A 22844-nucleotide genomic window follows, 5' to 3' on the forward strand; every position below is an offset into this window, starting at 1 on the left:
TGAGCCAAACACCACGCCCGGCAGGTTGAATGGGTGACCCTGTCATCCAACGCCCAGCCACGTTTGCCAGCCGCCTCAGGATGACAGGATTTCCCCCTGAAAGACCATCTGCACCCGGCCCTCCAGAAAGACCTGGCTGACCGCCTCCCCCTCCAGCTGGAAGTGGATGGTCAGTGTCTCCCCGCCCCGGGTCAGGCATTCCACCGGGGACTCGGCCATCCCCAGCCGGGCCGCCACCACCGCCGCCGCGGTGGCTCCGGTGCCGCAGGCCAGGGTCTCGTCCTCCACCCCCCGCTCGTAGGTCCGGATCTTAAGGTGGTGGCGGTCGGCTATCTCGATGAAATTGGCGTTGGTCCCGGCCGGCTGGAATCTGTCGTGATGCCTGATCTTGCGGCCCGCCTCCGCCACCGGAAAATCGTCCAGCTCGGCCACCGGGATCACCACGTGCGGCACCCCGGTATCGGCAAAGGAAGCGGAGTATCCCCGGTCGTCCAGATCCAGCAGGAAACGCAGGTCGAAATCGCGGGGCTCCCGCATCTGCAGTTTCACCCGGTCGGCATTGACCTCGGCCCTATGCAGGCCGTCCCCGGCCTGAAAGGTCATTGATTTGCCAACCGCCCCGATGGAATGGGCGAACCAGGCGATGCAGCGTCCGCCGTTGCCGCAGAAGGCCGCCTCGCCGCCGTCGGCGTTGAGATAGCGCATCCGGAAGTCGGCCTGGGCCGATCTTTCGATGACCAGCACCCCGTCGGCCCCCACCCCGTTGCGGCGGTGGCATAATCTTTGGACCAGCGGGGAGAGATCGCCGGGCAACTGCCCGGCGCGGTTATCCAGCAGGACGAAATCGTTGCCGCTGCCGGACATCTTGTAGAAATTCATATCACCTGTATGCAATGATAAAAGATGAAAATAGAATATGGAATCTTGGATGTAGAATATTCAGGAAACCGTCATCGCGAGACGGCTTTGTGGTTTTCAGACAAAGCGATCCAGTCATTCAGCAGATTGCTTCGTTAGTTATATAAAAGAAGCCTCGCAATGACTGACAACCAAAAACCAAATTCTATCTTCAATATTCTGCATTCTCTTTGATGCCTATTTTACTTTGAGCACATCCACCAGCTGGTCGAACTTGGCCAGCAGCTCGCCCATCTGCTCCTGCTTTTTGGCTCGGTCATTAAGCTCCGCCTGGTAGTACTCGGTGGCCTGCTTGAAAAAGCGCAGGCTGAAGTAGAACCACACGATCCCCAACCCCAGCACCAGCAGCATGAACAGGCCGTAGAACAGTATTCCGATCCCTCCGAAAAAGCCCATGATCGCCTCCTTTAAGGGTAGTTGTTATTAGTGCCACCGCGAGCACTCGGGGTGGCACTATTTTTTATTTCTTCTTTTTGGCCTTGGGCCTGCGGGCATTGTTCTTGACCAGGGTCACCATTATCGCCTTCTGGATATGCAGCCGGTTTTCGGCCTGGTCCAGCACCCGCGAGTGCGGGCCGTCCAGCACCTCGCTGGTGACCTCCTCCTCCCGGTGGGCCGGCAGGCAGTGCAGGAAGATGGAGTCCTTTTTGGCGGCGTCGATGATGTTCTTGTTGATCTGGTAGGGGGCGAACACCCGGGCTTTGAGCTCCTTCTCGGACTCCTGGCCCATCGAGGCCCAGACGTCGGTGTAGATGACGTCGGCGTTGCGGGCGGCCTCCCGCGGATCACGCACGATCTGCAGGGTGGTCTTGGTCTTGGCGGCCAGTTCCTGGGCCTTCTCCCAGACCCCGCGGTCCGGCTCGTAGCCCTGCGGGCAGCCCACCGTCATGTTGACGCCCAAAGTGGCGGCGGCCAGCAGCAGCGAATTGCAGACGTTGTTGCCGTCGCCGATGTAGGCCAGCTTCAGGCCCTTGAATCTCTTCTTGTGCTCCAGGATGGTCAGAAAGTCGGCGAATATCTGGCAGGGATGCTCCAGGTCCGACAGGGCGTTGATCACCGGAATGTCGGTGTTATCGGCTATCTCCACGATGCTCTTGTGGGCGAAGGTGCGGGCCATTATCAGGTCCACCCAGCGGTTGATGTTGCGGGCGATGTCCGGGGTCGACTCCCGCTTGCCCAGGGACATTTCCAAAAATATTCCATGCCCGCCCAGCTGGGTCATGCCGGTCTCAAAGGTGACCCGGGTGCGCAGGGACGGTTTTTCGAAGATCATGGCCATGGTCTTGTCGGTCAACAGCTTGGGTGACCTGCCGGCCTTGGTCGGCTTCTTGATTTTTATCGCCAGCGCAAAAAGATCATCCATCTCCTTTTTATTCAAGTCCGCTACCGAGAGAAGGTCCTTTTTCATTTGTTCCTCCATTTAATGGTTTATTGGCAAAGGTTTTACCCTTCTGTTATGGATCTTATTTCAAAAATAGCCCGCAAGTTTTTAATCGCTTGCGAGCCAATATCTTCAACAATCTATATACCCATATGATACAATGTGTTATAAAATATGTTGCTGCTGTAATTTACGGGCTAATTTTACCTTATTACAAGATTTTAGTCAAGAGAAAACGGAAGGCCTGATATTGTGTTTTCTGGTGCGCCTGGCCCGATTCGAACGGGCGACCTGCGGATTCGAAGTCCGATGCTCTATCCAGCTGGGCTACAGGCGCAGTTCAATTTACAATTAACAGTTTGCAATTTAAATTTTGCAATTAGCAATTGGCCAGCGCCTGGTCCAGGTCGGCCATAATATCCTCCGGATCCTCGATGCCCACCGCTATCCGGACGAAACCGGCGGTCATGCCCACCGAGGCCAGGTCCTCCTCGGAATAGGCCAGATGGGTGGTGGAGGCCGGGTGGGTGACCAGGGTGTCCACGCTGCCCAGGCTGACCGCCAGCTTGCACAGCCTGAGGTTGTTCTGGAATTTGCGGCCGGCCTCGCGCCCGCCCTTCAGGTCGATGGCCAGCACCCCGCCGAAGCCGCCGCTCATCTGTTTTTTGGCGATCTGATGGGCCGGACAGGATTCCAGGCCCGGGTAGCAGGCGCGCAAGACCTGGGGGTGTTTCTCCAGAAACCGGGCGATGACCATGGCGTTCTGGGAGTGGCGCTCCACCCGCAGGGGCAGGGTCTGCAGGCCGCGGGACATCAGCCAGGCGGTGAGGGGCGCGATGGATCCTCCCAGGTTCTTGAAGGCCATGGGCCGGATCTGGTCGATCTCGGCCTTGGGCCCGACCACCACCCCGCCCATGGTGTCGCCGTGTCCGCAGATGTACTTGGTGGCCGAGTGCAGGACGATGTCCACCCCCATCTCGATCGGCCTCTGCAGGCAGGGCGTGGCGAAGGTGTTGTCGATGACCACTTTCAGGTTCTTCTGCCTGGCCGCCTTGACGGTCTCGGCGATGTCCACCACGTCCAGGGTGGGGTTGGCCGGGGTCTCTATGTAGACCAGCTTGGTTTTATCGTTGGCCTTGGCCGACAGCAGATTGTGAATGTCATTGGCCGGCAGGTAGATGATCTCGATGTTCATCTTGGGCAGCAGGTCCTTGAACAGCCCGAAGGTCCCCCCGTAGATGGGGGCCGAGGAGATGATGTTGTCGCCGGGGCGGCAGTAGGTCAGTATCACCGCGGCGATGGCCGCCAGCCCCGAGGCGAAGGATATGCCCTCGTCGGTGCCCTCCAGCAGGGCCATCCGTTTTTCAAAATCCTGGCTGGTGGGATTGCCCAGCCGGGTGTAGACGAAGCCCGGCTCCTGCCCGGACATCACCGCCGCACCCTGCTCGGCCGAGTTGAAGACGAATTCCGATGACTGGTAGATGGGCATGGAGACCGGCCTGATCTTGCTTAGGTCCGGCATGCCGGCCCCGTGCACCGCCAGGGTGTTGAACTTGACCTTTCCGTGAGACATTATTGCGCCCCTTTTTAAAATTTATTTATTATTTTATATTTCGAAAGAGTCTGGACACTGATGAACACAGATTTTTTCTTTATAAAACAAAAAGAGCTGTGCGGAAAAAACAAATCCGTGAAGATCCGTGTCCTAAAACAGCCTGTCCGTGTTACTTCAACAGGGAGATCAGCACCCCGGCGGCCATGGCGGTGCCCAGCACCCCGGCCACATTGGGACCCATGGCGTGCATCAGCAGGAAATTGTGCTTGTTCTCCCGCTGCCCTTCCACCTGGGAGACCCGGGCGGCCATGGGAACCGCCGACACCCCGGCCGAACCGATCAGCGGGTTGACCTTGCCACCGCTGACAACGTAAAACAGTTTACCCAGCAGCATGCCGCCGAAGGTGCTGAACCCAAAGGCCGCCAGCCCCAGGGCCACTATCTTGAGGGTGGACAGGCTCAGGAAATTACCGGCCTCCATGGTGGCCCCCACCGAAGCGGCCAGCAAAATGGTGACGATGTTGCACAGCTCGTTCTGCAGGGTCTTGGAAAGACGCTCGGTAACGCCGCTCTCCCGGATGATGTTCCCCAGCATCATGGTGCCGATCAGGGCGATGGCCTGGGGCAGCAGCAGGGCGGTGATGATGGAGATGGCGATGGGAAATATTATCCGCTCCCGGTGGCTGACGTGCCGCAGCTGCTTCATCTCGGTGGTCCGCTCCTTCTTGGTGGTCATCAGCCTCATGATGGGCGGCTGGATCAGCGGCACCAGGGACATGTAGGTGTAGGCCGCCACCGCGATCGGCCCCAGCAGGTGGGGGGCCAGCTTGCTGGCGGTGAAGATGGCGGTCGGCCCGTCGGCCCCGCCGATGATGCCGATGGCCCCGGCCTCGGCCAGGTTGAAGCCCAGGGCGGTGGCTATCAGCAAAGCGGCGAACACCCCGAACTGGGCGGCGGCTCCCATCAGGAAAGTGGAAGGATTGGCCAGCAGCGGGCCGAAATCGGTCAGGGCCCCGATCACCATGAACATCATGGTGGGCAGCACCTCGGTGGAAACGCCCACGTTGTAGATCAATGTCAGCAGCCCGTCATGGCCCACCACGTTCGACAGCGGCAGGTTGGCCAGAAAGGCCCCGAATCCGATGGGCAGAAGAAGCAGCGGCTCAAATCCCTTGAAAACCGCCAGGTAGACCAGGGTCAGGGAGACCGCCATCATGATCACATTGCCCAGCGACAGATTGGCCATCCCGGACATTTGGATCAGCAGTGAGAGGTGGTGAATTATGGCGTTCATTTTCTGCTCCTTCCCTTGGCCGCTTCCTGCAGCGAGACCAGCCTCCAGGCACTGCCCTGGGCCGCCGTAGATTGGACCGGGCCATTGACCTTGTTCAGTTCGGCCGACAAGGCCCCCATCACCACCGCGGCTATCTCGGAGTCGTCGGTTTCGGCCGGGGCGGATGATCGGGCCGGCATCGGCTGGACCTCCGGGGTCCCGTTCTTATCCCCGGCCAGCCTGCCCACCAGGGATATCACTCCGGCCATGATGGCCAGGGCGATAAAGACAATGGTCTGGGCGATCAGGCAGACGATCAGGGCCCCGCCCATCCCCACAAAATCGTTAGACATCTTTTCCTTTCTATTACTTTCCGCAGGTTTCCTGCAGTTTCTTGGTCAGGGCCGGAAGCACCTCGAAGACATCGCCCACTATCCCATAACTGGCCACCTTGAAGATGGGGGCCTCGGGGTCCTTGTTGACGGCGATGATGCAGTCCGAGGACTGCATGCCCACCAAATGCTGGATGGCCCCGCTGATCCCGCAGGCGATATACAACTTGGGGGCCACCGTCTTGCCGGTCTGCCCCACCTGGTGGGAATAGGGTATCCAGCCGGCATCCACCGCCGCCCGGGAGGCGCCCACCGCCCCGCCCACCGCTTTGGCCAGGGCCTCCACCAGCCTGAAGTTCTCCGGGGCCTTCAGCCCCCGGCCGCCGGAGACGATGATGTCGGCCTCGGTCAGCTTGATCAGGTTGGTGGCCTCTTCGATGACCTGGGCCACCGTGGTGCGGGAGGCCAAAATGGCTTTGTCATATGATTTTTTGATGATCTGGCCTTGGCGGGTTTTGTCGCACTCGGCCTCCTTCATCACCTTGTGCCGCACCGTGGCCATCTGGGGCCGGTGGTTGGGGCAGATGATGGTGGCCATGATGTTCCCCCCGAAGGCCGGACGGGTCTGCAGCAGGATCCTTCTCTCCTCGTCGATGGCCAGCGAGGTGCAGTCGGCGGTCAGGCCGGTGCGGACCTTGATGGCCACCTTGGGTATCAGGGCCCGGCCGATGGTGGAGGCCCCGCCCAGCACGATCTCCGGTTTGTATTCCTTGATCAGGGATGCCATGATCCTGGCATAGGGCTCGTCGCAAAAATGCTCCAGGGCCGGATCGTCGGCGGCATAGACCTTGTCGGCTCCGCGCCACACCAGCTCCTGGCAGGCGGCTTCGATGTCCTTGCCCATTATCACTGCCGCCAGCTCCACCCCCAGGGCGTCGGCCAGCTTGCGGCCCTCGCCCATCAGCTCGTAGGAGATGCTCTGCACCTGTCCGTCCTTCTGCTCGGCGAACACCCACACCCCCTTGAAGCCGGAGATGTCGGCCTTCTCCACCGGATCCTTGCGGATCAAAATGGCATCGAAACCGCAGGAGGCCACGCAGGCCCCGCACAGGGTGCACTTGTCGTCGTCGATGACCGCCAGGTTGTCCTGCAGGCTGATGGCCCCGTAGGGGCAGGAGGCCAGGCAGGCCCCGCAGCCCACGCATTTGTCCTGGATGATCTCTATATCGCTCATTTTGCTCCTTACTTTTCTTTGGACGCTGATTACGCTGATTGCCTCTGATTTTTCCTTGGGTTATTAAAAGCTTTTCTCTTTATTTCAGGTTTTATGCCAAAGTTCAATAATAAACCTACTTCGATTTCTGTGGCTTTGAGATAATTCAATAATTGTGCTTCATGCTCTAAGGCAAAACATTTTCCAGCCTTTATTTCGACAATAACTTTGTTCTCCACCAATATATCAGCGAAATATTCACCTATCGTCTGGTTATCATATATCACTTTGATTGGGGATTGAAAGGTTGCCTCCAATCCTTCGCTTTTCAACTCAATCATCATCGCATTTTCATATACCTTTTCCAGAAATCCGTAACCCAAAGCATTGTACACCTTGTAAAATGCTTTTAATATTTTGTCCGTCAGTTCGGAATATTTATAATTCTGCGAATCAAGCTTCATCGACGGTCATTTGACAAGATTTATTTTGGTTAAGCTCCATAATGATTAATCTGCGTTTATCTGCGAAGATCAGCGTCCTATTATATTATTTGCTGTTCTTTCAGTCCGTTGACCACCTTCTCCACCGCTTGGTTGACATCGCCCTGCAGGATCACCCCTCCCGAGCGCACCGGAGGGGTGAAGATCTTCACCACGTTGGTGGGCGAGCCGTTGAGCCCGATGTTCTTCTCGTCGGCCGCGATATCGGCGGCCTTCCAGACGGTGGGCTGGAAGGATTTGGCCCTCATCTTGCCCTTCAGCGACGGCAGGCGCGGTTCGTTGATCTCCTTGACCACGGTGAACATGGCCGGCAGGGAGGTGTCCACCACCTCGTAGCCCTCCTCGGTCATCCGCCACACCCGGGCCTTTTTGTCGTCGATCTGCTCGATCTTCTTGACGTAGGTCACCTGGGGGATGTCCAGGAATTCGGCCACCCCCGGCCCCACCTGGGCGGTATCGCCGTCGATGGCCTGCTTGCCGCACAGGATCACCTCCGCCCCGCCCATTTTTTTGATGCCCATGGACAGGGTGTAGGAGGTGGCCCAGGTGTCGGCCCCGGCAAAGGCCCGGTCGGAAAGCAGGACGGCGTCATCCACCCCCATGGAGATGGCTTCTCTCAAAGCATCGATCACCTGGGGCGGCCCCATGGAGATTACGGTGACCTTGCCCCCCAGCTTCTCCCGAAGCCTCAGGGCCTCCTCGATGGCATACATGTCGAAGGGATTGATGATGGAGGGCACCCCCTCGCGGATCAGGGTGTTGGTGGCCGGATCGATCCGGACATCGGTGGTGTCCGGCACCTGCTTGATACAGACGACGATGTTCATAATCTTTTATTATTCAGTGAGTTATAAAAATATATTTTTAACGCAGATGTTAATTTTATCATAAATATTTTGGGGTGTCAATTATAATAAAAAAGCTGCTTGATGCAGCCTCTTTATATCGATGAGCGGTGTTAGGTTTCCAAATATTGCGGAGATGCTCACTCCACCGCCGGCGTTTCCGGATGCATCACCAGGGCCGGGGCCGCCGGCTCGATCACCCGCATGCCCTTCCACCTGCCGCCCAAAAAACGGAAATAGAAGGCCAATCCCAGGGCCACCACATATACCGAGGCGATGGTCCAGGAAACGTAGATCCCGGCCTTCATCACCACTATGGCCAGATAGCTGGGGATCGACAGCAGCCCCAGGGACAGGGCCAGCACCATGTACATCACGAACTTGGTGTCGCCGGCTCCTTTGATGGCCGAGGAGAAGATGATGTTGAACCCGTCGAACAGGGAATAGACCGCTACGAACCGCAGCAGGATCACCGTTATCCGGCTGATGGATTCGAAGCGGGCGGGGTCTGACCTGGCGGCGTAGGGCATCAAAAAAAGATCGGGCCAGAAGAAATACAGCAGGGCCACCGCCGCCATGTAGAGGAAGGTCAGGTGAAAGGCCGAATAGACGCTGCGGCTGGCGGTTTGGGGGTCTTCCCCGCCCAGATACTGCCCCACCAGCACCGAGGTGGCGATCCCGAACCCGATCATGGGCATGAAGGCCAGGGTGTTGACGTTGAAGGCGATGTTGGAGGCCGCCAGGTTGTCGCTGCCCAGCCGGCCCACCAGCAGGATGAAAAAGGTGAACCCGGCCATGTCCACGAAGAACTGGATGCCGTTGGGAAACCCGAATCTCAGCAGGGAAACGAACCGGGTCTTGTCGAACCTCCACCCGCCCAGGGTGTTGTAGATCCGGTTATGCTTGGGCCGGAAGATCAGCAGCCCATAGGCCGCCACCGAGAACACCGCCGAAAAAACCGTGGCCCAGGCCGCCCCGGCCATCCCCATTTCGGGAAATCCGCCGTGTCCGAAGATCATCAGGTAGTCGAAGACGATGTTGATGGCGGTGGCGAAGATGTTGACCCACATCACCGGCACGGTCTTTCCCAGGCCGGAATAGAAGCCCGACAGGGCCGAGGCCATCAGGGCCGGCAGGGCCCCGGCACAGAGGATGGCAAAATATTCCGCCTCGTTCTTCTGCACCGGCGGTTCGTGTCCCACCCACCGGAAGATGTCGCCGGCCCAGGGTATCAGCAGCAATGTAAGCAGACCTCCGATGGCGGCGATGTAGATCCCCTGCCAGATCATGGGGCCGATCTGTTTTACCTGTTTGGCCCCGTAGTACTGGGCCACGAAGGTGCTGACATAGCCGGCGGTGCCCAGGAAGATGCACATCAGGGCGAAGTTCAGCATGCCGGCCGGCATGGCCGCGGCGATGGCCTCCGGGGAATACCAGGTCAGGAACATCCGGTCCACGAAATGCTGGACCGACCAGGAGGCGGTGCTCATGATCAGCGGCAGGGCCATCACCAGCACCTCGCGGTAACCTCCGGGGGAACGCCAGCGGGATCTTATTCGAGTGAGAATAATTAATTTTCCTTTATGATGCAAATAATATATTTATGCTTTTGACCTCCCCTATCCCCTCCTTGATCAAGGAGGGGATTTAAGGGGTGGTGTTCACTCTATGGCCATAAAGGCGCACTTCAGGTACTGGGTCTCCTTGCTGGCCAGCAGCACCGGATGGTCCTTGGCCTGGTGCCGGAACTCCAGCAGCTTGATGGTCCGCCCGGCGTCCCGGGCGGCGTCCACCAGCATTACCCGGAACTGCTCCTCCTCGATGTGATAGGAGCAGGAGCAGGACACCAGGATCCCGCCCCGCGGCAGGAGCTTCATGGCCCTCAGGTTTATCTCCTTGTAGCCCTTGAGGGCCGGCTCCACGGATTTTTTGTTCTTGGCGAAGGCCGGGGGATCCAGGATCACCAGGTCGTACTTGACATCGGATTCGGACATGATCTTCAGCTCCTGCATCACATCGGCCTTGCGGAACCGGCAGGTCTGCTGCAGACCGTTGAGCCCGGCATTCTTTGAAGCCATCCCGATGGCCGGTTCCGAAATGTCCATCCCGGTGACCTCGGAGGCCCCGCCGGCCGCCGCGTTTATGGCAAAGGCCCCGGTGTGGCAGAAGCAGTCCAGCACCGTCCGGCCCCTGACGTAGGGATGCAGGGCCGCCCGGTTGTCCCGCTGGTCGAAGAACCAGCCGGTCTTCTGGCCGTGCATCAGGTCGGCCGAGAATTTCAGGCCGTTCTCCTCGATGATCACCTCCGGCCTTAGCCGGCCGTGCAGCTGGCCGATGGCCGGGGCCAGACCCTCCAGCTTGCGGGAGTAGCTGTCGCTCCGCTCGTAGATGCATTCCGGATCGAACATTTCTTTGAGTGCCTCCACCACGAACTCCCGGCGGCAGTCGGTTCCCAGGGACATGATCTCCAGCACCAGCTGGTTGTCGTAGCGGTCGATTATCAGCCCCGGCAGGCCGTCGGACTCCCCGTAGCACAAACGGTAGAATTTGGACCCGGGATAGAACCTCTGCCGCAGGTCGTCGGCCTGCTTCAGCCGTTCCCTGATCAGCTCCCGGTCGAACTCCCGCCGCTCCCGGGAATAGATCCTCACCGAGATCAGCGAATGGGGGTTGTAGAAACCGCTGCCGATCAGGTGGCCCCGGGAGTCGGACACCTGGACGTCCTCGCCGGGATACAGCCTCTCCGGCATTTTCCAGATCTCGTTGGAGAACACCCAGGGGTGCCCGGCCTTGATCCGGCGTTCCTGGTTCTTGCGCAATAAAATTGTTTTCATGATCTGATCATATCCTGTTTTAAAAATATTAGCAATTTGGCGAATTGTAAGGATAAACTCCGGCACAAAGCTCGCGCAACCTTATTTTAAATATCCTCTTGGCGCACTTCGCGTCTTGGCGTTTTGTCGGTTATATGCAGAATGAAGAAGGCCGGCATGAAGCCGGCCTTCTGTGCAGTATCCTATTCCTCGTCTTCATCGAATTCCGGCTCTGCCGCCGGGGCCGGGGCCAGCTCCTCCTCGTCCTGGCTCTGCTGCTCCACTATCTTAAGGTTGCGGTAGCGCTTCAGTCCGGTGCCGGCCGGGATCAGCCGGCCCACGATGACGTTCTCCTTCAGGCCCAACAGGAAGTCGGTCTTGCCCTGGACCGCGGCCTCGGTCAGCACCCGGGTGGTCTCCTGGAAGGAGGCCGCCGAGATGAAGCTGGAGGTGGAAAGGGCCGACTTGGTGATGCCCATCAGCAGCGACTGGAAGGTGGCCGGCCGGCCGCCTTCGCGCATCACCCGCTCGTTCTCGTCGCGCACCTGGATCTTGTCCACCTGGTCCCCCTCGATGAAGATGGCGTCGCCCGGGTCCTCGATCTTTATCTTCTGCAGCATCTGGCGGACGATCACCTCGATGTGCTTGTCGTTGATGTGCACTCCGTTCAGACGGTAGACCTCCTGGATCTCGTTGACCAGGTACACCTGGACCGCGCCGGGCCCCTTGATCCGCAGAATGTCGTGGGGATTGATGGAACCCTCGGTCAGCTTCTCTCCGGCCCGGACCCGGTCTCCCTCCCTGACGTACAGATGTTTGCCGTGGGGTATCAGGTAGGCCCGTTCCTCGTCGTTCTCGTTCTTGACGATGATGGTCCGCTGGCCCTTGGAGATCTCGCCGAACTTGACCCGTCCGTCGATCTCGGTGACCACCGCGGGATCGGTAGGTTTGCGGGCCTCGAACAGCTCGGCCACCCGGGGCAGGCCGGCGGTGATATCGCGGCTCTTGGATATCTCCCGCGGGGTCTTGGCCAGGAATTCTCCGGCCGTGATATTCTGGCCTTCCTGGACCATGATCCGGGCCCCTATGGGGATGGGGTAGCTGGAGCGCACCTTGCCGCGTTTGTCGACGATATTTATATGCGGATACAGGCTCCGGTCCTTGCTCTCGATGACCATGGGCCGCCGCATGCCGGTGATGTCGTCGAATTCCTCGGAGATGGTGACGTCGGGCACCATGTCGGCCAGCTGCACCGTGCCGGGGTGCTCGGCCAGAATGGCTGCGGTATGGGGGTCCCATTCGAAGATGACGTCTCCCGGCAACACCGCCGCCTTGTCCGACACCTTCAGCACCGAGGCGTAAGGCACGCTGTAGCGGGTCTTGACGTTGTTCTTCTCGCCGTGCAGGATGATCTCGCCGTCCCGGTTGATGGCCACCACCTCGCCCGATTCCATGGTGACGGTCTCCAGCCCCTTGAACTCCAGGGTCCCCGGGATCTTGACGGTGACCTTGGACTGGGCCGCGATACGGGACGAGGTGCCGCCGATGTGGAAGGTCCTCAGGGTCAGCTGGGTGCCCGGCTCGCCGATGCTCTGGGCCCCCATCACGCCGATGGCCTCGCCCATGTCCACCAGGTGGCCGGTGCCCAGGTTGCGCCCGTAGCACCTGCGGCACAGACCGCGCTTGGCCTCACAGGTAAGCACCGAACGGATCTTGACCTTCTCGATGCCGGCCTCCTCGATCTCCTCGGACGCCTCCTCGTTTATCTCCTGGCCGGCTTTTACGATGACCTCCCCGGTGATGGGGCTGACCACATCCTCCATGGCCACCCTTCCCAGGATGCGGTCCTTGAGGGTCTCGATGATGTCCTCGCCCTCTTTTAAGGCTCCGCGCTCATCGCCCAGGATGGTGCCGCAGTCGTCCTCGGTGATGATGATGTCCTGGGCCACATCCACCAGCCTCCGGGTCAGGTAGCCGGCCTCCGAGGTCTTCAGGGCGGTGTCGGCCAGGCCCTTCCGGGCTCCGTGGGTGGAGATGAAATATTCCACCACCGTCAGCCCCTCCCGGAAGTTGTTCAGGATGGGGGTCTCGATGATCTCCTGCCCGGTGAAGCGCTTCTGGGGTTTGGCCATCAGGCCGCGCATGCCGCCCAGCTGCCGGACCTGCTCCCGGGTGCCCCGGGCCTCGGAATCGAACAGCATGAAAACCGGGTTGAAGCCTTTCTTGTCTTCGGCCATGCCCTTGAGCAGGCTCTCGGTGACCTGGTTGTTGACGTGGGTCCAGGTGTCGATGATCTTGTTATATCTTTCGGTGTCGGTGATGACCCCCTTGCGGTACTGGCCCTGGATCTTCTCCACCGATTCGATGCCCTTGTTGATCAGGGCCTGTTTCTCGGAGGGAACGATGATGTCCGACAGGCTGATGGTCACCCCGGACTGGGTGGCGTACTTGAAGCCTATCTTCTTTATCTCGTCCATGAACATGGCGGTCTTGTAGCTGCCGATCTTGCGGAAAGAGGCCATGGCCAGTTTATCCAGGGCTTTCTTGACCATGGTATCGTTGACGAAGCCCAGCTCCTTGGGCACGATCTGGTTGAACAGCACCCGCCCCACGGTGGTCTCTATGATCCGGCCCTCCAGCCTCAGCTTGATCTTGGCATGGATGTCAACCACCTCGTTGTGATGGGCCAGGATCACCTCATCCTGATGGGCGAACACCTTGCCCTCGCCCTTGGAATCGGCCCGGGGCTTGGTCAGGTAATAACAGCCGATGACGATGTCCAGCTTGGGAGTGATCACCGGTTTGCCGGAGGCCGGCAGCAGGATGTTGTTGGACGAAAGCATCAGGGTGGCCGCCTCGATCTGGGCTTCGTAGGACAGCGGCACGTGCACCGCCATCTGGTCGCCGTCGAAGTCGGCGTTGAAGGCCGCGCAGACCAGGGGATGGATCCGGATGGCCTTGCCCTCGATCAGCACCGGCTCAAAGGCCTGAATGCCCAGGCGGTGCAGGGTGGGGGCCCGGTTCAGCAGGACCGGATGCTCCTTGACGATGTCCTCCAGGATCTCCCAGACGCCGGGCTTCTCCTTCTCCACCAGCCGTTTGGCCCCCTTGACGCTCTGGACGTAGCCCTTCTCCTCCAGCTTTTTCAGGATGAACGGCTTGAAAAGCTCCAGGGCCATGCTCTTGGGAAGGCCGCACTGGTAGGGTTTCAATTCGGGACCGACCACGATCACCGAACGTCCGGAGTAGTCCACCCGCTTGCCCAGCAGGTTCTGGCGGAACCGGCCCTGTTTGCCGCGCAGGATATCGGACAGGCTCTTAAGCTCGCGGTTGCCCCGGCCCTTGATGGCCCGGGAGCGACGGCCGTTGTCCAGCAGGGCGTCCACCGCCTCCTGCAGCATCCGTTTCTCGTTGCGCAAAATGATCTCCGGGGCCCGCATGTCGATGATCTTCTTCAGGCGGTTGTTGCGGGTCAGCACCCGGCGGTACAGGTCGTTGAGGTCGGAGGTGGCGAAGCGCCCTCCCTCCAGCGGGACCAGGGGCCGCAGGTCCGGGGGGATCACCGGCAGGATGTCCATTATCATCCACTCCGGACGGTTGCCGGACTGGCGCAGGGCCTCCACGATCCGCAGCCGCTTCAGCAGGTCCTTCTTGCTCTCTACCGAGACCTCGCGCCTCAGGCCCACCTTCAGCTCGGCCGAAAGGTCGTCCAGGTTGATCTCCCTCAGCAGGTCGCGCACCGCCTCGGCCCCCATCTTGGCCGTGAATTCCTTGCCGAACTCCTCCTCGGCCCTGGTGCACTGTTCCTCGTTGATCAGGTCCTTCTTATGGTGGCTGCTGGCGCCCGGGTCGATCACTATGTACGATTCGTAATACAGCACCCTCTCCAGGTCCCGCATGGTGATCCCCAGCAGCTGCCCCACCCGGCTGGGCAGGGACTTGACGTACCAGATATGGGCCACCGGCACCGCCAGCTTGATGTGCCCCATCCTCTCCCGGCGGACCTTGGAAAGGGTGACCTCCACTCCGCAGCGGTCGCAGACCACGCCGCGAAAACGGATCTTCTTGTATTTTCCGCAATTGCACTCCCAGTCCTTGGTGGGCCCGAATATCTTCTCGCAGAACAGCCCGTCCCGCTCCGGCTTGAAGGTCCGGTAGTTGATGGTCTCGGGCTTGGTGACCTCGCCGTAGGACCAGGACATCACCAGTTCGGGGGAGGCCAGACCGATCCTCATGGAATCGAAATTATAGTTCTCCTGTTCGGCCGGAATGTTTTTTCTTGCTTCAGTCATGGCTTATTCCTCCTTCCTTAATTGGATGTCCAGGCACAGTCCCTGCAGTTCCTTGACCAGCACGTCGAAGGATGCCGGGGTTCCGGGCTCCGGGAGGTTCTCTCCCTTGACGATGGCTTCGTACACCCGCTGCCTCCCCTGGACGTCGTCGGATTTTACGGTCAGGATCTCCTGGAGGGTGTAGGCCGCGCCGTAGGCCTCCAGAGCCCAGACCTCCATCTCCCCGAAGCGCTGTCCGCCGAAGTGGGCCTTGCCGCCCAGCGGCTGCTGGGTGATCAGGGAGTACGGTCCAATCGACCGGGCGTGGATCTTGTCGTCCACCAGATGGGACAGCTTGAGCATGTACATAACGCCCACCGTCACCGGCTCGTCGAAGGACTGGCCGCTCCGGCCGTCGAACAGCGGGACCTTGCCGTTCTCGGGCAGTCCGGCCCGCTGCATCTCCTCGATCACCTCGGAGATGGAGGCTCCGTTGAACACCGAGGTGGCCACCTTGAATCCCAGGATCTTGGCGGCCCATCCCAGATGGGTCTCCAGGATCTGGCCCAGGTTCATACGGGAGGGAACCCCCAGCGGGTTGAGTATCATGTCCAGCGGCCGGCCGTCCGCCAGATAGGGCATATCCTCGACCGGGACGATCTTGGCCAGCACCCCCTTGTTGCCGTGGCGCCCGGCCAGCTTGTCGCCCACCATCAGCCGGCGCTTGCGGGCCACGAAGACCTTGACCAGTTTGATGACATCGGCCGGCAGCTCGTCGCCCCGCTCCACCTTCTCCTTCTCTATCTGGATGTCGGCCTGGACCGATTCGATGGCTTTCCGGGCGGACTCCACCAGCTTGACGGCCTTCTGATTGAGGGCCTTGTCCTCGCAGATCTCGCCCAGCTCCTCCAGGTCCACGAACTTGATGTCGTGCAGCACCGACTCCGACAGCCGCTGTCCCTTGCGGGCGATCAGCTTTTCGCCGTGCTTGAGGGTGATGTTGCAGGTCTGGTCCGCCAGCAACTCCCTGATCCGGCGGTCGCGCTCCACCTTGATCCGGTCGATCTGCTTCTTGGCCTCCTTCTGGATCTCCTCTATCTTTCTCTTCTCCTCATGGGAGGAGCGGCGGTCCTGGCTCTTGCGGGAGAAGACCTTGACGTCGCATACCACGCCGTCCATGCCGGGAGGGGCCTTGAGCGAGGTATCCTTGATGTCTCCGGCCTTGTCGCCGAATATGGCCCTTAACAGTTTTTCCTCGGGAGTGGGTTCGGTCTCGCCCTTGGGGGTGACCTTGCCCACCAGGATATCGCCGGCCTCCACCCGGGCCCCTATCCGGATGATGCCGTTCTCATCCAGGTCCTTGAGGGTGTCCTCGCCCACGTTGGGTATCTCCCGGGTGATCTCCTCCGGACCCCGCTTGGTGTCCCGGACGAAACACTCGAAGCTCTCGATATGGACCGAGGTGAAGCGGTCCTCCTTGACCATCCTCTCGCTGATGATGATGGCGTCCTCGAAATTGAACCCGGCCCAGGGCATGAAGCCCACCAGGCAGTTGACCCCCAGGGCCAGCTCGCCCTGATCGGTGGATGAACCGTCGGCGATCACTTCGCCCTTCTTGATGGTATCGCCTTCTTTGACGATGGGCCGCTGATTGATGCAGGTATCCTGGTTGGAGCGTCTGAATTTTGTAAGATGGTATATATCCAGCTGGCTGTCCTTTAAAAAATCCACCTCTGCCACATCCGGGCGGGAGGGCCGGATATAGATGGTATCGGCGGTCACCTTCTCCACCATTCCGTCCCGGCGGCACTGGACCATGGTTCCGGAGTCAACCGCGGCCTTGCCCTCCAATCCGGTGCCGATGATCGGGGACTCGGTCCGCAGCAGCGGCACCGCCTGGCACTGCATGTTGGAGCCCATCAGGGCCCGGTTGGCGTCATCATGCTCCAGAAACGGTATCAGGGCGGCCGAAAGGCTCACCAGCTGCTGGGGGGAGACATCCATGTAATCCACTTCCGGGGGCTTCACCCGGGGGAAAATCTCCCGGTGCCGGCACAGGGCCAGATCCACCGCCAGCCGGTCCTTGTCATCGATGGCGGTGTTGGCCTGGGCGATGGTGTATTGGTCCTCGGTATTGGCCGATAAATATTCGATCTCCCCGGTCAGCTTCCCGCCCTTGACCTTGCGGTAGGGGGTCTCCAGAAAACCCAGGTCGTTGACCTTGGCATAGCAGGCCAGGCTGGCGATCAGTCCTATGTTCGGGCCTTCCGGAGTTTCGATGGGGCACAGCCGGCCGTAATGGGTATAGTGCACGTCGCGCACCTCGAAGCCGGCCCTCTCCCGGGTCAGGCCGCCCGGCCCCAGGGCCGAAAGCCTCCGCTTGTGCCGGAGTTCGGCCAGCGGATTGGGCTGGTCCAGGAACTGCGACAGCTGGGAGGAGCCGAAGAAGGTGTTGATGGTGGAGGAGATGATCCTGGAGTTGACCAGATCATGCGGCGTGATGGCATCGCTGCCGTCCCACAATGACATCCTCTCCCGGGCCATCCGGGCCATCCGGGACAGGGCCACCGAGAACTGCGCGGTCACCAGCTCGCCCACCCGAAGCACCCGGCGGTTTCCCAGATGGTCGATATCGTCGATCATCCCCTGGTTGGCCCGCAGGCCCAGCAGATAGCGGATGACCTCCACGAAATCCTTGGGGCTCAGCACCGTGCTGCTGGAGAGATCCATCTCCAGACGGCGGTTCAGCTGGTAGCGCCCCACCCGCTTCAGGTCGTAATGCTTGCGATCGAAGAACAGGCGGTCGATGACGCTTTTGGCCAGCTCCGGGCTGATGGCATCGCCGGGATGGAGGATGTTGTATATCTTGGACAGGGCGTCCTCCTTGACGCCCTTGTTGTTGTCGGCCAGCATGGTCCGGGGTATGATGGCTGAATCCTTGGTCGGATCGATGGCCACCACCTGGACGCTGTCGATCTTGGCCAGCCGCAAAGTGGCCAGTATCTCCGGGGTGACGATGTGGCCGGCCTCGGCCAGCACCTCGCCGCTCTTGGGCGCCACCACATCGCCAAAGAGATACCTCCCCAGTATCTGCTTGTCGGCGCTGATGGGCAGGCTCTCCCCCTTATGGAACAGGCCCAGGATATCCTTGTTCTGGGGAAAGCCCACCGCCCGCAGCAGCAGGGTGGCGTGGAATTTGCGGTGTTTGTCTATGGAGACCCACAGCAGGTCCTTGGGATCGATCATGAATTTGATCCAGGAGCCGCGGTAGGGGATGATCTCGGAGGTGTAGATGCGCTTGCCCGAGGGGTGGGACTTCTCGGCAAAGAACGCTCCGGGGGAACGATGCAGCTGGCTGACCACCACCCGCTCGGCTCCGTTGATGACAAAGGTGCCGATATCGGTCATCAGTGGAAGCTCGCCCAGAAAGACCTCCTTCTCCACCACTTCCTTGGGGGGGGCTTTGGGATCGGAGGTGTCTTTGACCACCAGGCGCAGCACCGCTTTCAGCGGGGCGGCGTAGGTCATGTCGCGGTCATGGCACTCCGGAATGGCATAGCGCGGCTTGCCCAGGCTGTAGGAGACGAACTCCAGCGACAGCCGGTTCTGGGGATCCTCGATGGGGAATATCTCGTTGAATATGGCCTGCAGGCCCTCGTTTCTTCTCTTGGCGGGAGGGGCATCCTCCTGGAGGAAATCCTTGAACGAGCTGACCTGCATATCCAGCATATTGGGCAGTTGAATGCCCGATTGGATCTTGGAATAGTCTTTTCTCTTTACCTGCTTCAAGGTGGTGCTCCTTAATTAGGCTTAACGGACCGACCGGCGGGAAACTCCCCCGGTGCAAAAAAATAATCGACCCGGCTAAAGGCCGCTAAAAACAGCGTTTGATGGAACCGCTTAATCTCCCGGCACCACATCCGGGAACGGCCCCATCAAACGCACTGGGGACAGGAGGCCGGAGGCAACCACTGCCTCCGGTCCCCCGTTTATGTGTCGATTAAAAAATAGTCTGGGATTACTTCAACTCTACGGTAGCCCCGGCGGCCTCTAAGATATCCTTGATCTTCTTGGCCTCGTCCTTGGCAACGCTTTCCTTTACCGGCTTGGGGGCGCTCTCCACCAGGTCCTTGGCTTCCTTCAGGCCCAGGCTGGTGATGCCCCGGACTTCCTTGATCACCTGGATCTTCTTGTCTCCGCTGGAGACCAGGATCACGTCAAAGCTGGTCTTTTCCTCGGCCGGGGCGGCGGCGGCGCCGGGCATGGCGGCCATGGCGGCCATCGGGGCGGCGGCCTTGACGTCAAATTTTGCTTCCAAAGCCTTGACCAGTTCCGAAAGTTCCAGTACGGTCATGGATTCGATAGCTTCCATTATGGTTTGTTTCTTGTCCGACATTTTACAATGCTCCTTTTTATTCCTGATTGTTTTTTATTTTCGTTTGGCTTTTTTAAAACGGTTACTTGGCTTCCCTCTGCTTGGCTATGGCATCCACCGTGCCCACGAACTTCTGAATGATCCCGCCCAGGGCCCCCACCAGGCCGTTGATCGGGGACTGCATGGCGGATAATATCTGGGATATCAGCACTTCGCGGCTGGGCAGCAGGGCCAGCTGCTTGACCTGCTTGACATCAACCATCTTGCCCTCAACAACACCCATCTTGACCGATGGTTTGTCGTCGTCCTTGGCGAACTCCACCAGGATCTTGGCCGGAATGATGGGGTCCTTGACGCCGAAGGCCAGTCCGGTGGGACCGGTCAGGTAATCCAGCAGCATCTCCATCCCGGCGTTCTTGGCCGCCAGCTGGGCCAGGGTGTTCTTGACCACCTGGTATTCCACTGAAGCATCCCTCAGTTTTTTCCGCAGTTCGGTGGCCCGGACCACATCCAACCCCGTGAAATCGGTCAGGTAGATGGCCTTGGCTTCCTTCATCTTCTCGGTCAGTTCCTGGACTATCTTTTCTTTTTCCTGTTTTATCATCGTTTGGTCCTCACTTTCCTGTATTGGCCAGCTCGGTCAGAGCGATTTTGACCCCGGGGCTCATGGTGGCCGATATCGACAGGCTCTTGATGTAGGTCCCCTTGGCCGACGACGGCCTGGCCCGGATCACTTCATTAACCACCGCCCTGGCGTTGCCCACCAGCTGGTCGGTCTCGAAGGATTTCTTGCCCACCGGAAGGTGCAGATTGCCCTGCTTGTCCAGCCGGTATTCGATCTTGCCGCCCTTGGATTCCTTGACCGCCTTGGCCACGTCGAAGGTGACGGTTCCGGTCTTGGGGTTGGGCATCAGCCCCCGGACGCCCAGGATCTTGCCCAGCTTGCCCACCTGGCTCATCATATCGGGAGTGGCGATAGCCACATCGAAGTCGGTCCAGCCCTCGGTGATTTTTTTGATCAATTCTTCGGAGCCGAAATAATCCGCCCCGGCATCCCGGGCCTCGATCTCCTTTTCGCCCTTGGCGAAGACCAGCACCCGGACCTTTTTGCCGGTGCCGTGGGGCAGCAGGACCGTCCCCCTTAGGTTCTGATCGGATTTCTTGGGGTCCAGCCCGGTCTTCATCGACAGCTCCATGGTCTCGTCGAACTTGGCATAGGCCGTCTGCTTGACCATCTCCATTGCCTCGGCCAGGGTGTATTCCTTGACCGCTTCAATTTTTTTGAGCGAGTTGTTGTACTTTTTCCCTCTTTTCATTTTCTCCTTTCTGGTTACTAACGAAGACAGCGCGGGTGATCCCTGAAATCCCACCCTGGCTCCTCCCAGCGGGATTGGTGTTTTAACTTATATCTAGTCGGTTGATTAATTGCCTATCTCTATGCCCATGCTGCGGGCGGTGCCCTTGACCATCATCATGGCGGCCTCCACATTGGCGGCGTTCAGGTCGGCCATTTTCTTGGTGGCGATCTCCTTGACCTGGGCCTCGGTCACCGTGCCCACCTTATTGCGGTTGGGAACACCGGAACCCTTGGCCAGCCCGGCGGCCTTTTTCAGCAATACCGCGGCCGGCGGGGTCTTGGTGATGAAGGAAAACGACCGGTCCTTGTATACCGTGATCACGCAGGGGATGATCAGTCCTTCCTGGCCGGAGGTCTTGGCGTTGAACTGCTTGCAGAATTCCGGGATGTTGACGCCGTGCTGTCCCAAAGCCGGGCCCACCGGGGGCGCCGGATTGGCCTGTCCGGCCGGGACCTGTAGTTTTACCATTGCGGTTACAATCTTTGCCATATCTTCTCTCTTGGTTTATTGTATTTTTCTGTCACAGACTGTTTATCTGCATGGAATCGAGCTCCACCGGGGTGGTCCGCCCGAAGATGGTCACCATCACCCTGACCTTTCCGTGTTCGCTGTCTATCTCTTCGATGATGCCGGTAAAACTGGCGAACGGCCCGTCGATGATCTTGATGGTTTCGCCCTTCTGATAGGGTATCACCACCGGCCCCTGACGCTTCTCCCCGTCCATCCGGGATATCAGGCGCTGGGCCTCGGAATCCCTCATGGGCTGCGGTTTGCGCCTGGTGCCCAGGAAGCTGGTTACGCCGGGAGTGGTGGAGACCACGTTCCAGACCTCGTCGGTCATGTCCATCTCCACCATCAGGTAGCTGGGAAAGAGCTGTTTGGCTGTGGTCTTCCGACGCCCCTTCTTGATCTCGGTGACATCCTCGGTGGGTATCAGCACCCGCCCGATCTTGTCCTGAAGGCCGTAGCGCAGGGCGGCCGACTCCAGGGCCGCTTTGACCCGGTTCTCGTGGCCGGCGTAGGTATGTATGACGTACCAGTGCATTGCCATTTAAAATCGGCCCAGAAAGAATGTCAACCCCACCGACAGCAGCCGGTCGATGACCCCGATAAAAGCGGTCACCACCAGCGACACCACGCCCACCACGATGGTGGACTGGACCAGTTCCTCGCGGCTGGGCCAGCTGACCTTGGTGAACTCGACCCTGACGTCCTTTACGAACTGTATTATTTTATTGAACATAGGCTGCCCTTCCCTTCGTTTGTTCCGGTCCCTTATTTCCTAAAACCGAATGGCAGGCCAGGAGGGACTTGAACCCCCAGCATCCGGTTTTGGAGACCGGCGCTCTACCATTGGAGCTACTGGCCTTCGCCTTTGGATTATCTGGTTTCCTTATGAGCGGTATGCTTTTTGCAGAACCGGCAGTATTTCTTATACTCCACCCGGTCGGGGTGTTTGCGCTTGTTCTTGGTGTTGTTATAATTCCGGCGTTTGCAGTCCACGCAGGCCAAGGTGATTATCTCTCGCATTTCATTATCCGATTCTTTAATTTCCGATTAACTACTTGCCTGTTTGCGATTTTCCAAACAGTTATTCCATTATCTCGGTGACGGTCCCGGCGCCCACTGTGCGGCCGCCCTCGCGGATGGCGAACTTCAGGCCCTTCTCCATGGCGATGGGGGTCAGCAGGTCGCCCTCGATGGTGACGTTGTCCCCCGGCATGATCATCTCCACCCCCTTGGGAAGGCTCAAATTGCCGGTGACGTCGGTGGTCCTGAAGAAGAACTGGGGCCGGTAGCCGGTGAAGAACGGGGTATGCCGTCCGCCCTCCTCCTTGGTCAGCACGTACACCTCGCCCTTGAACTTCTTATGGGGGGTGATGCTCTTGGGGGCCGCCAGCACCATCCCCCGCTCCAGGTCAGTCTTCTCGATGCCACGCAGCAGAACCCCGACGTTGTCCCCGGCCTGGGCGTCGTCCATCAGCTTCCGGAACATCTCCACCCCGG

At 59.5% G+C, this 22844-nt stretch carries 21 protein-coding genes and 2 tRNA genes; all 23 read right to left on the minus strand.

The genetic code is table 11. The annotated features are described in order from the left end of the window. Positions 1 to 75: 75 nt before the first annotated feature. On the minus strand, positions 76 to 879 hold the full coding sequence (dapF, locus tag RDU76_07880; protein MDQ7798843.1) for a diaminopimelate epimerase: 804 nt from the start codon (positions 877 to 879) through the stop codon (positions 76 to 78). Between the two features lie 216 nt (positions 880 to 1095). Beyond that, positions 1096 to 1314 (minus strand): hypothetical protein, encoded by a 219-nt coding sequence (locus RDU76_07885; GenBank protein ID MDQ7798844.1) that lies wholly within the window; start codon positions 1312 to 1314, stop codon positions 1096 to 1098. Positions 1315 to 1378: 64 nt separating this feature from the next. After that, positions 1379 to 2326: an ornithine carbamoyltransferase gene (gene argF, locus RDU76_07890; GenBank protein MDQ7798845.1), complete on the minus strand. Its 948-nt coding sequence runs from the start codon at positions 2324 to 2326 to the stop codon at positions 1379 to 1381. 233 nt (positions 2327 to 2559) lie between these two features. Further along, positions 2560 to 2636, minus strand: a tRNA-Arg gene (locus RDU76_07895). Between the two features lie 42 nt (positions 2637 to 2678). Continuing rightward, positions 2679 to 3872: an aminotransferase class I/II-fold pyridoxal phosphate-dependent enzyme gene (locus RDU76_07900; protein ID MDQ7798846.1), complete on the minus strand. Its 1194-nt coding sequence runs from the start codon at positions 3870 to 3872 to the stop codon at positions 2679 to 2681. Positions 3873 to 4023: 151 nt separating this feature from the next. Continuing rightward, positions 4024 to 5148 carry a sodium ion-translocating decarboxylase subunit beta gene (locus tag RDU76_07905; protein MDQ7798847.1) on the minus strand — a complete coding sequence of 375 codons (1125 nt, stop codon included), beginning with the start codon at positions 5146 to 5148 and terminating at the stop codon, positions 4024 to 4026. Further along, a complete protein-coding gene (locus tag RDU76_07910) occupies positions 5145 to 5480 on the minus strand; it encodes an OadG family protein (GenBank protein ID MDQ7798848.1) in 336 nt (111 codons plus the stop codon). The genes RDU76_07905 and RDU76_07910 overlap by 4 nt, the downstream gene beginning before the upstream one ends. A gap of 13 nt (positions 5481 to 5493) precedes the next feature. Continuing rightward, the gene (locus RDU76_07915) at positions 5494 to 6693 is read right to left on the minus strand and encodes an electron transfer flavoprotein subunit alpha (GenBank protein MDQ7798849.1); all 1200 of its coding nucleotides are present in this window, start codon (positions 6691 to 6693) and stop codon (positions 5494 to 5496) included. Between the two features lie 29 nt (positions 6694 to 6722). Continuing rightward, positions 6723 to 7136: a GxxExxY protein gene (locus RDU76_07920; protein ID MDQ7798850.1), complete on the minus strand. Its 414-nt coding sequence runs from the start codon at positions 7134 to 7136 to the stop codon at positions 6723 to 6725. 80 nt (positions 7137 to 7216) lie between these two features. Beyond that, complete coding sequence (locus tag RDU76_07925; GenBank protein ID MDQ7798851.1) at positions 7217 to 8002, minus strand: electron transfer flavoprotein subunit beta/FixA family protein; 786 nt, start codon at positions 8000 to 8002, stop codon at positions 7217 to 7219. A 158-nt stretch (positions 8003 to 8160) separates the two neighbouring features. Next, positions 8161 to 9528: an MATE family efflux transporter gene (locus RDU76_07930; GenBank protein ID MDQ7798852.1), complete on the minus strand. Its 1368-nt coding sequence runs from the start codon at positions 9526 to 9528 to the stop codon at positions 8161 to 8163. 153 nt (positions 9529 to 9681) lie between these two features. After that, positions 9682 to 10854, minus strand: coding sequence for a class I SAM-dependent rRNA methyltransferase (locus tag RDU76_07935; GenBank protein ID MDQ7798853.1), 1173 nt, complete (start codon positions 10852 to 10854; stop codon positions 9682 to 9684). Between the two features lie 182 nt (positions 10855 to 11036). Next, complete coding sequence (rpoC, locus tag RDU76_07940; GenBank protein MDQ7798854.1) at positions 11037 to 15125, minus strand: DNA-directed RNA polymerase subunit beta'; 4089 nt, start codon at positions 15123 to 15125, stop codon at positions 11037 to 11039. 3 nt (positions 15126 to 15128) lie between these two features. Beyond that, positions 15129 to 18893, minus strand: a complete 3765-nt coding sequence (rpoB, locus tag RDU76_07945) for a DNA-directed RNA polymerase subunit beta (GenBank protein ID MDQ7798855.1) — start codon at positions 18891 to 18893, stop codon at positions 15129 to 15131. A gap of 229 nt (positions 18894 to 19122) precedes the next feature. Continuing rightward, on the minus strand, positions 19123 to 19500 hold the full coding sequence (gene rplL, locus RDU76_07950) for a 50S ribosomal protein L7/L12 (GenBank protein ID MDQ7798856.1): 378 nt from the start codon (positions 19498 to 19500) through the stop codon (positions 19123 to 19125). 61 nt (positions 19501 to 19561) lie between these two features. Next, the gene (rplJ, locus tag RDU76_07955) at positions 19562 to 20083 is read right to left on the minus strand and encodes a 50S ribosomal protein L10 (protein ID MDQ7798857.1); all 522 of its coding nucleotides are present in this window, start codon (positions 20081 to 20083) and stop codon (positions 19562 to 19564) included. A gap of 10 nt (positions 20084 to 20093) precedes the next feature. Beyond that, the gene (gene rplA, locus RDU76_07960) at positions 20094 to 20795 is read right to left on the minus strand and encodes a 50S ribosomal protein L1 (protein MDQ7798858.1); all 702 of its coding nucleotides are present in this window, start codon (positions 20793 to 20795) and stop codon (positions 20094 to 20096) included. 105 nt (positions 20796 to 20900) lie between these two features. Further along, positions 20901 to 21326 carry a 50S ribosomal protein L11 gene (rplK, locus tag RDU76_07965; GenBank protein ID MDQ7798859.1) on the minus strand — a complete coding sequence of 142 codons (426 nt, stop codon included), beginning with the start codon at positions 21324 to 21326 and terminating at the stop codon, positions 20901 to 20903. Between the two features lie 31 nt (positions 21327 to 21357). Beyond that, positions 21358 to 21888 (minus strand): transcription termination/antitermination protein NusG, encoded by a 531-nt coding sequence (gene nusG, locus RDU76_07970; GenBank protein MDQ7798860.1) that lies wholly within the window; start codon positions 21886 to 21888, stop codon positions 21358 to 21360. Continuing rightward, a complete protein-coding gene (gene secE, locus RDU76_07975; protein ID MDQ7798861.1) occupies positions 21889 to 22080 on the minus strand; it encodes a preprotein translocase subunit SecE in 192 nt (63 codons plus the stop codon). It abuts the gene before it with no gap. Positions 22081 to 22130: 50 nt separating this feature from the next. Beyond that, positions 22131 to 22206 (minus strand) — tRNA-Trp (locus tag RDU76_07980). Between the two features lie 11 nt (positions 22207 to 22217). Then, entirely contained in the window at positions 22218 to 22367 is a 150-nt protein-coding gene (gene rpmG, locus RDU76_07985; protein ID MDQ7798862.1) for a 50S ribosomal protein L33, read from the minus strand. 61 nt (positions 22368 to 22428) lie between these two features. After that, the coding region (gene tuf / locus RDU76_07990; protein MDQ7798863.1) for an elongation factor Tu at positions 22429 to 22844 on the minus strand (416 nt) is incomplete at its 5' end.

Source organism: Candidatus Edwardsbacteria bacterium, from assembly GCA_031082425.1.
Lineage (GTDB): Bacteria > Edwardsbacteria > AC1 > AC1 > EtOH8 > UBA2226.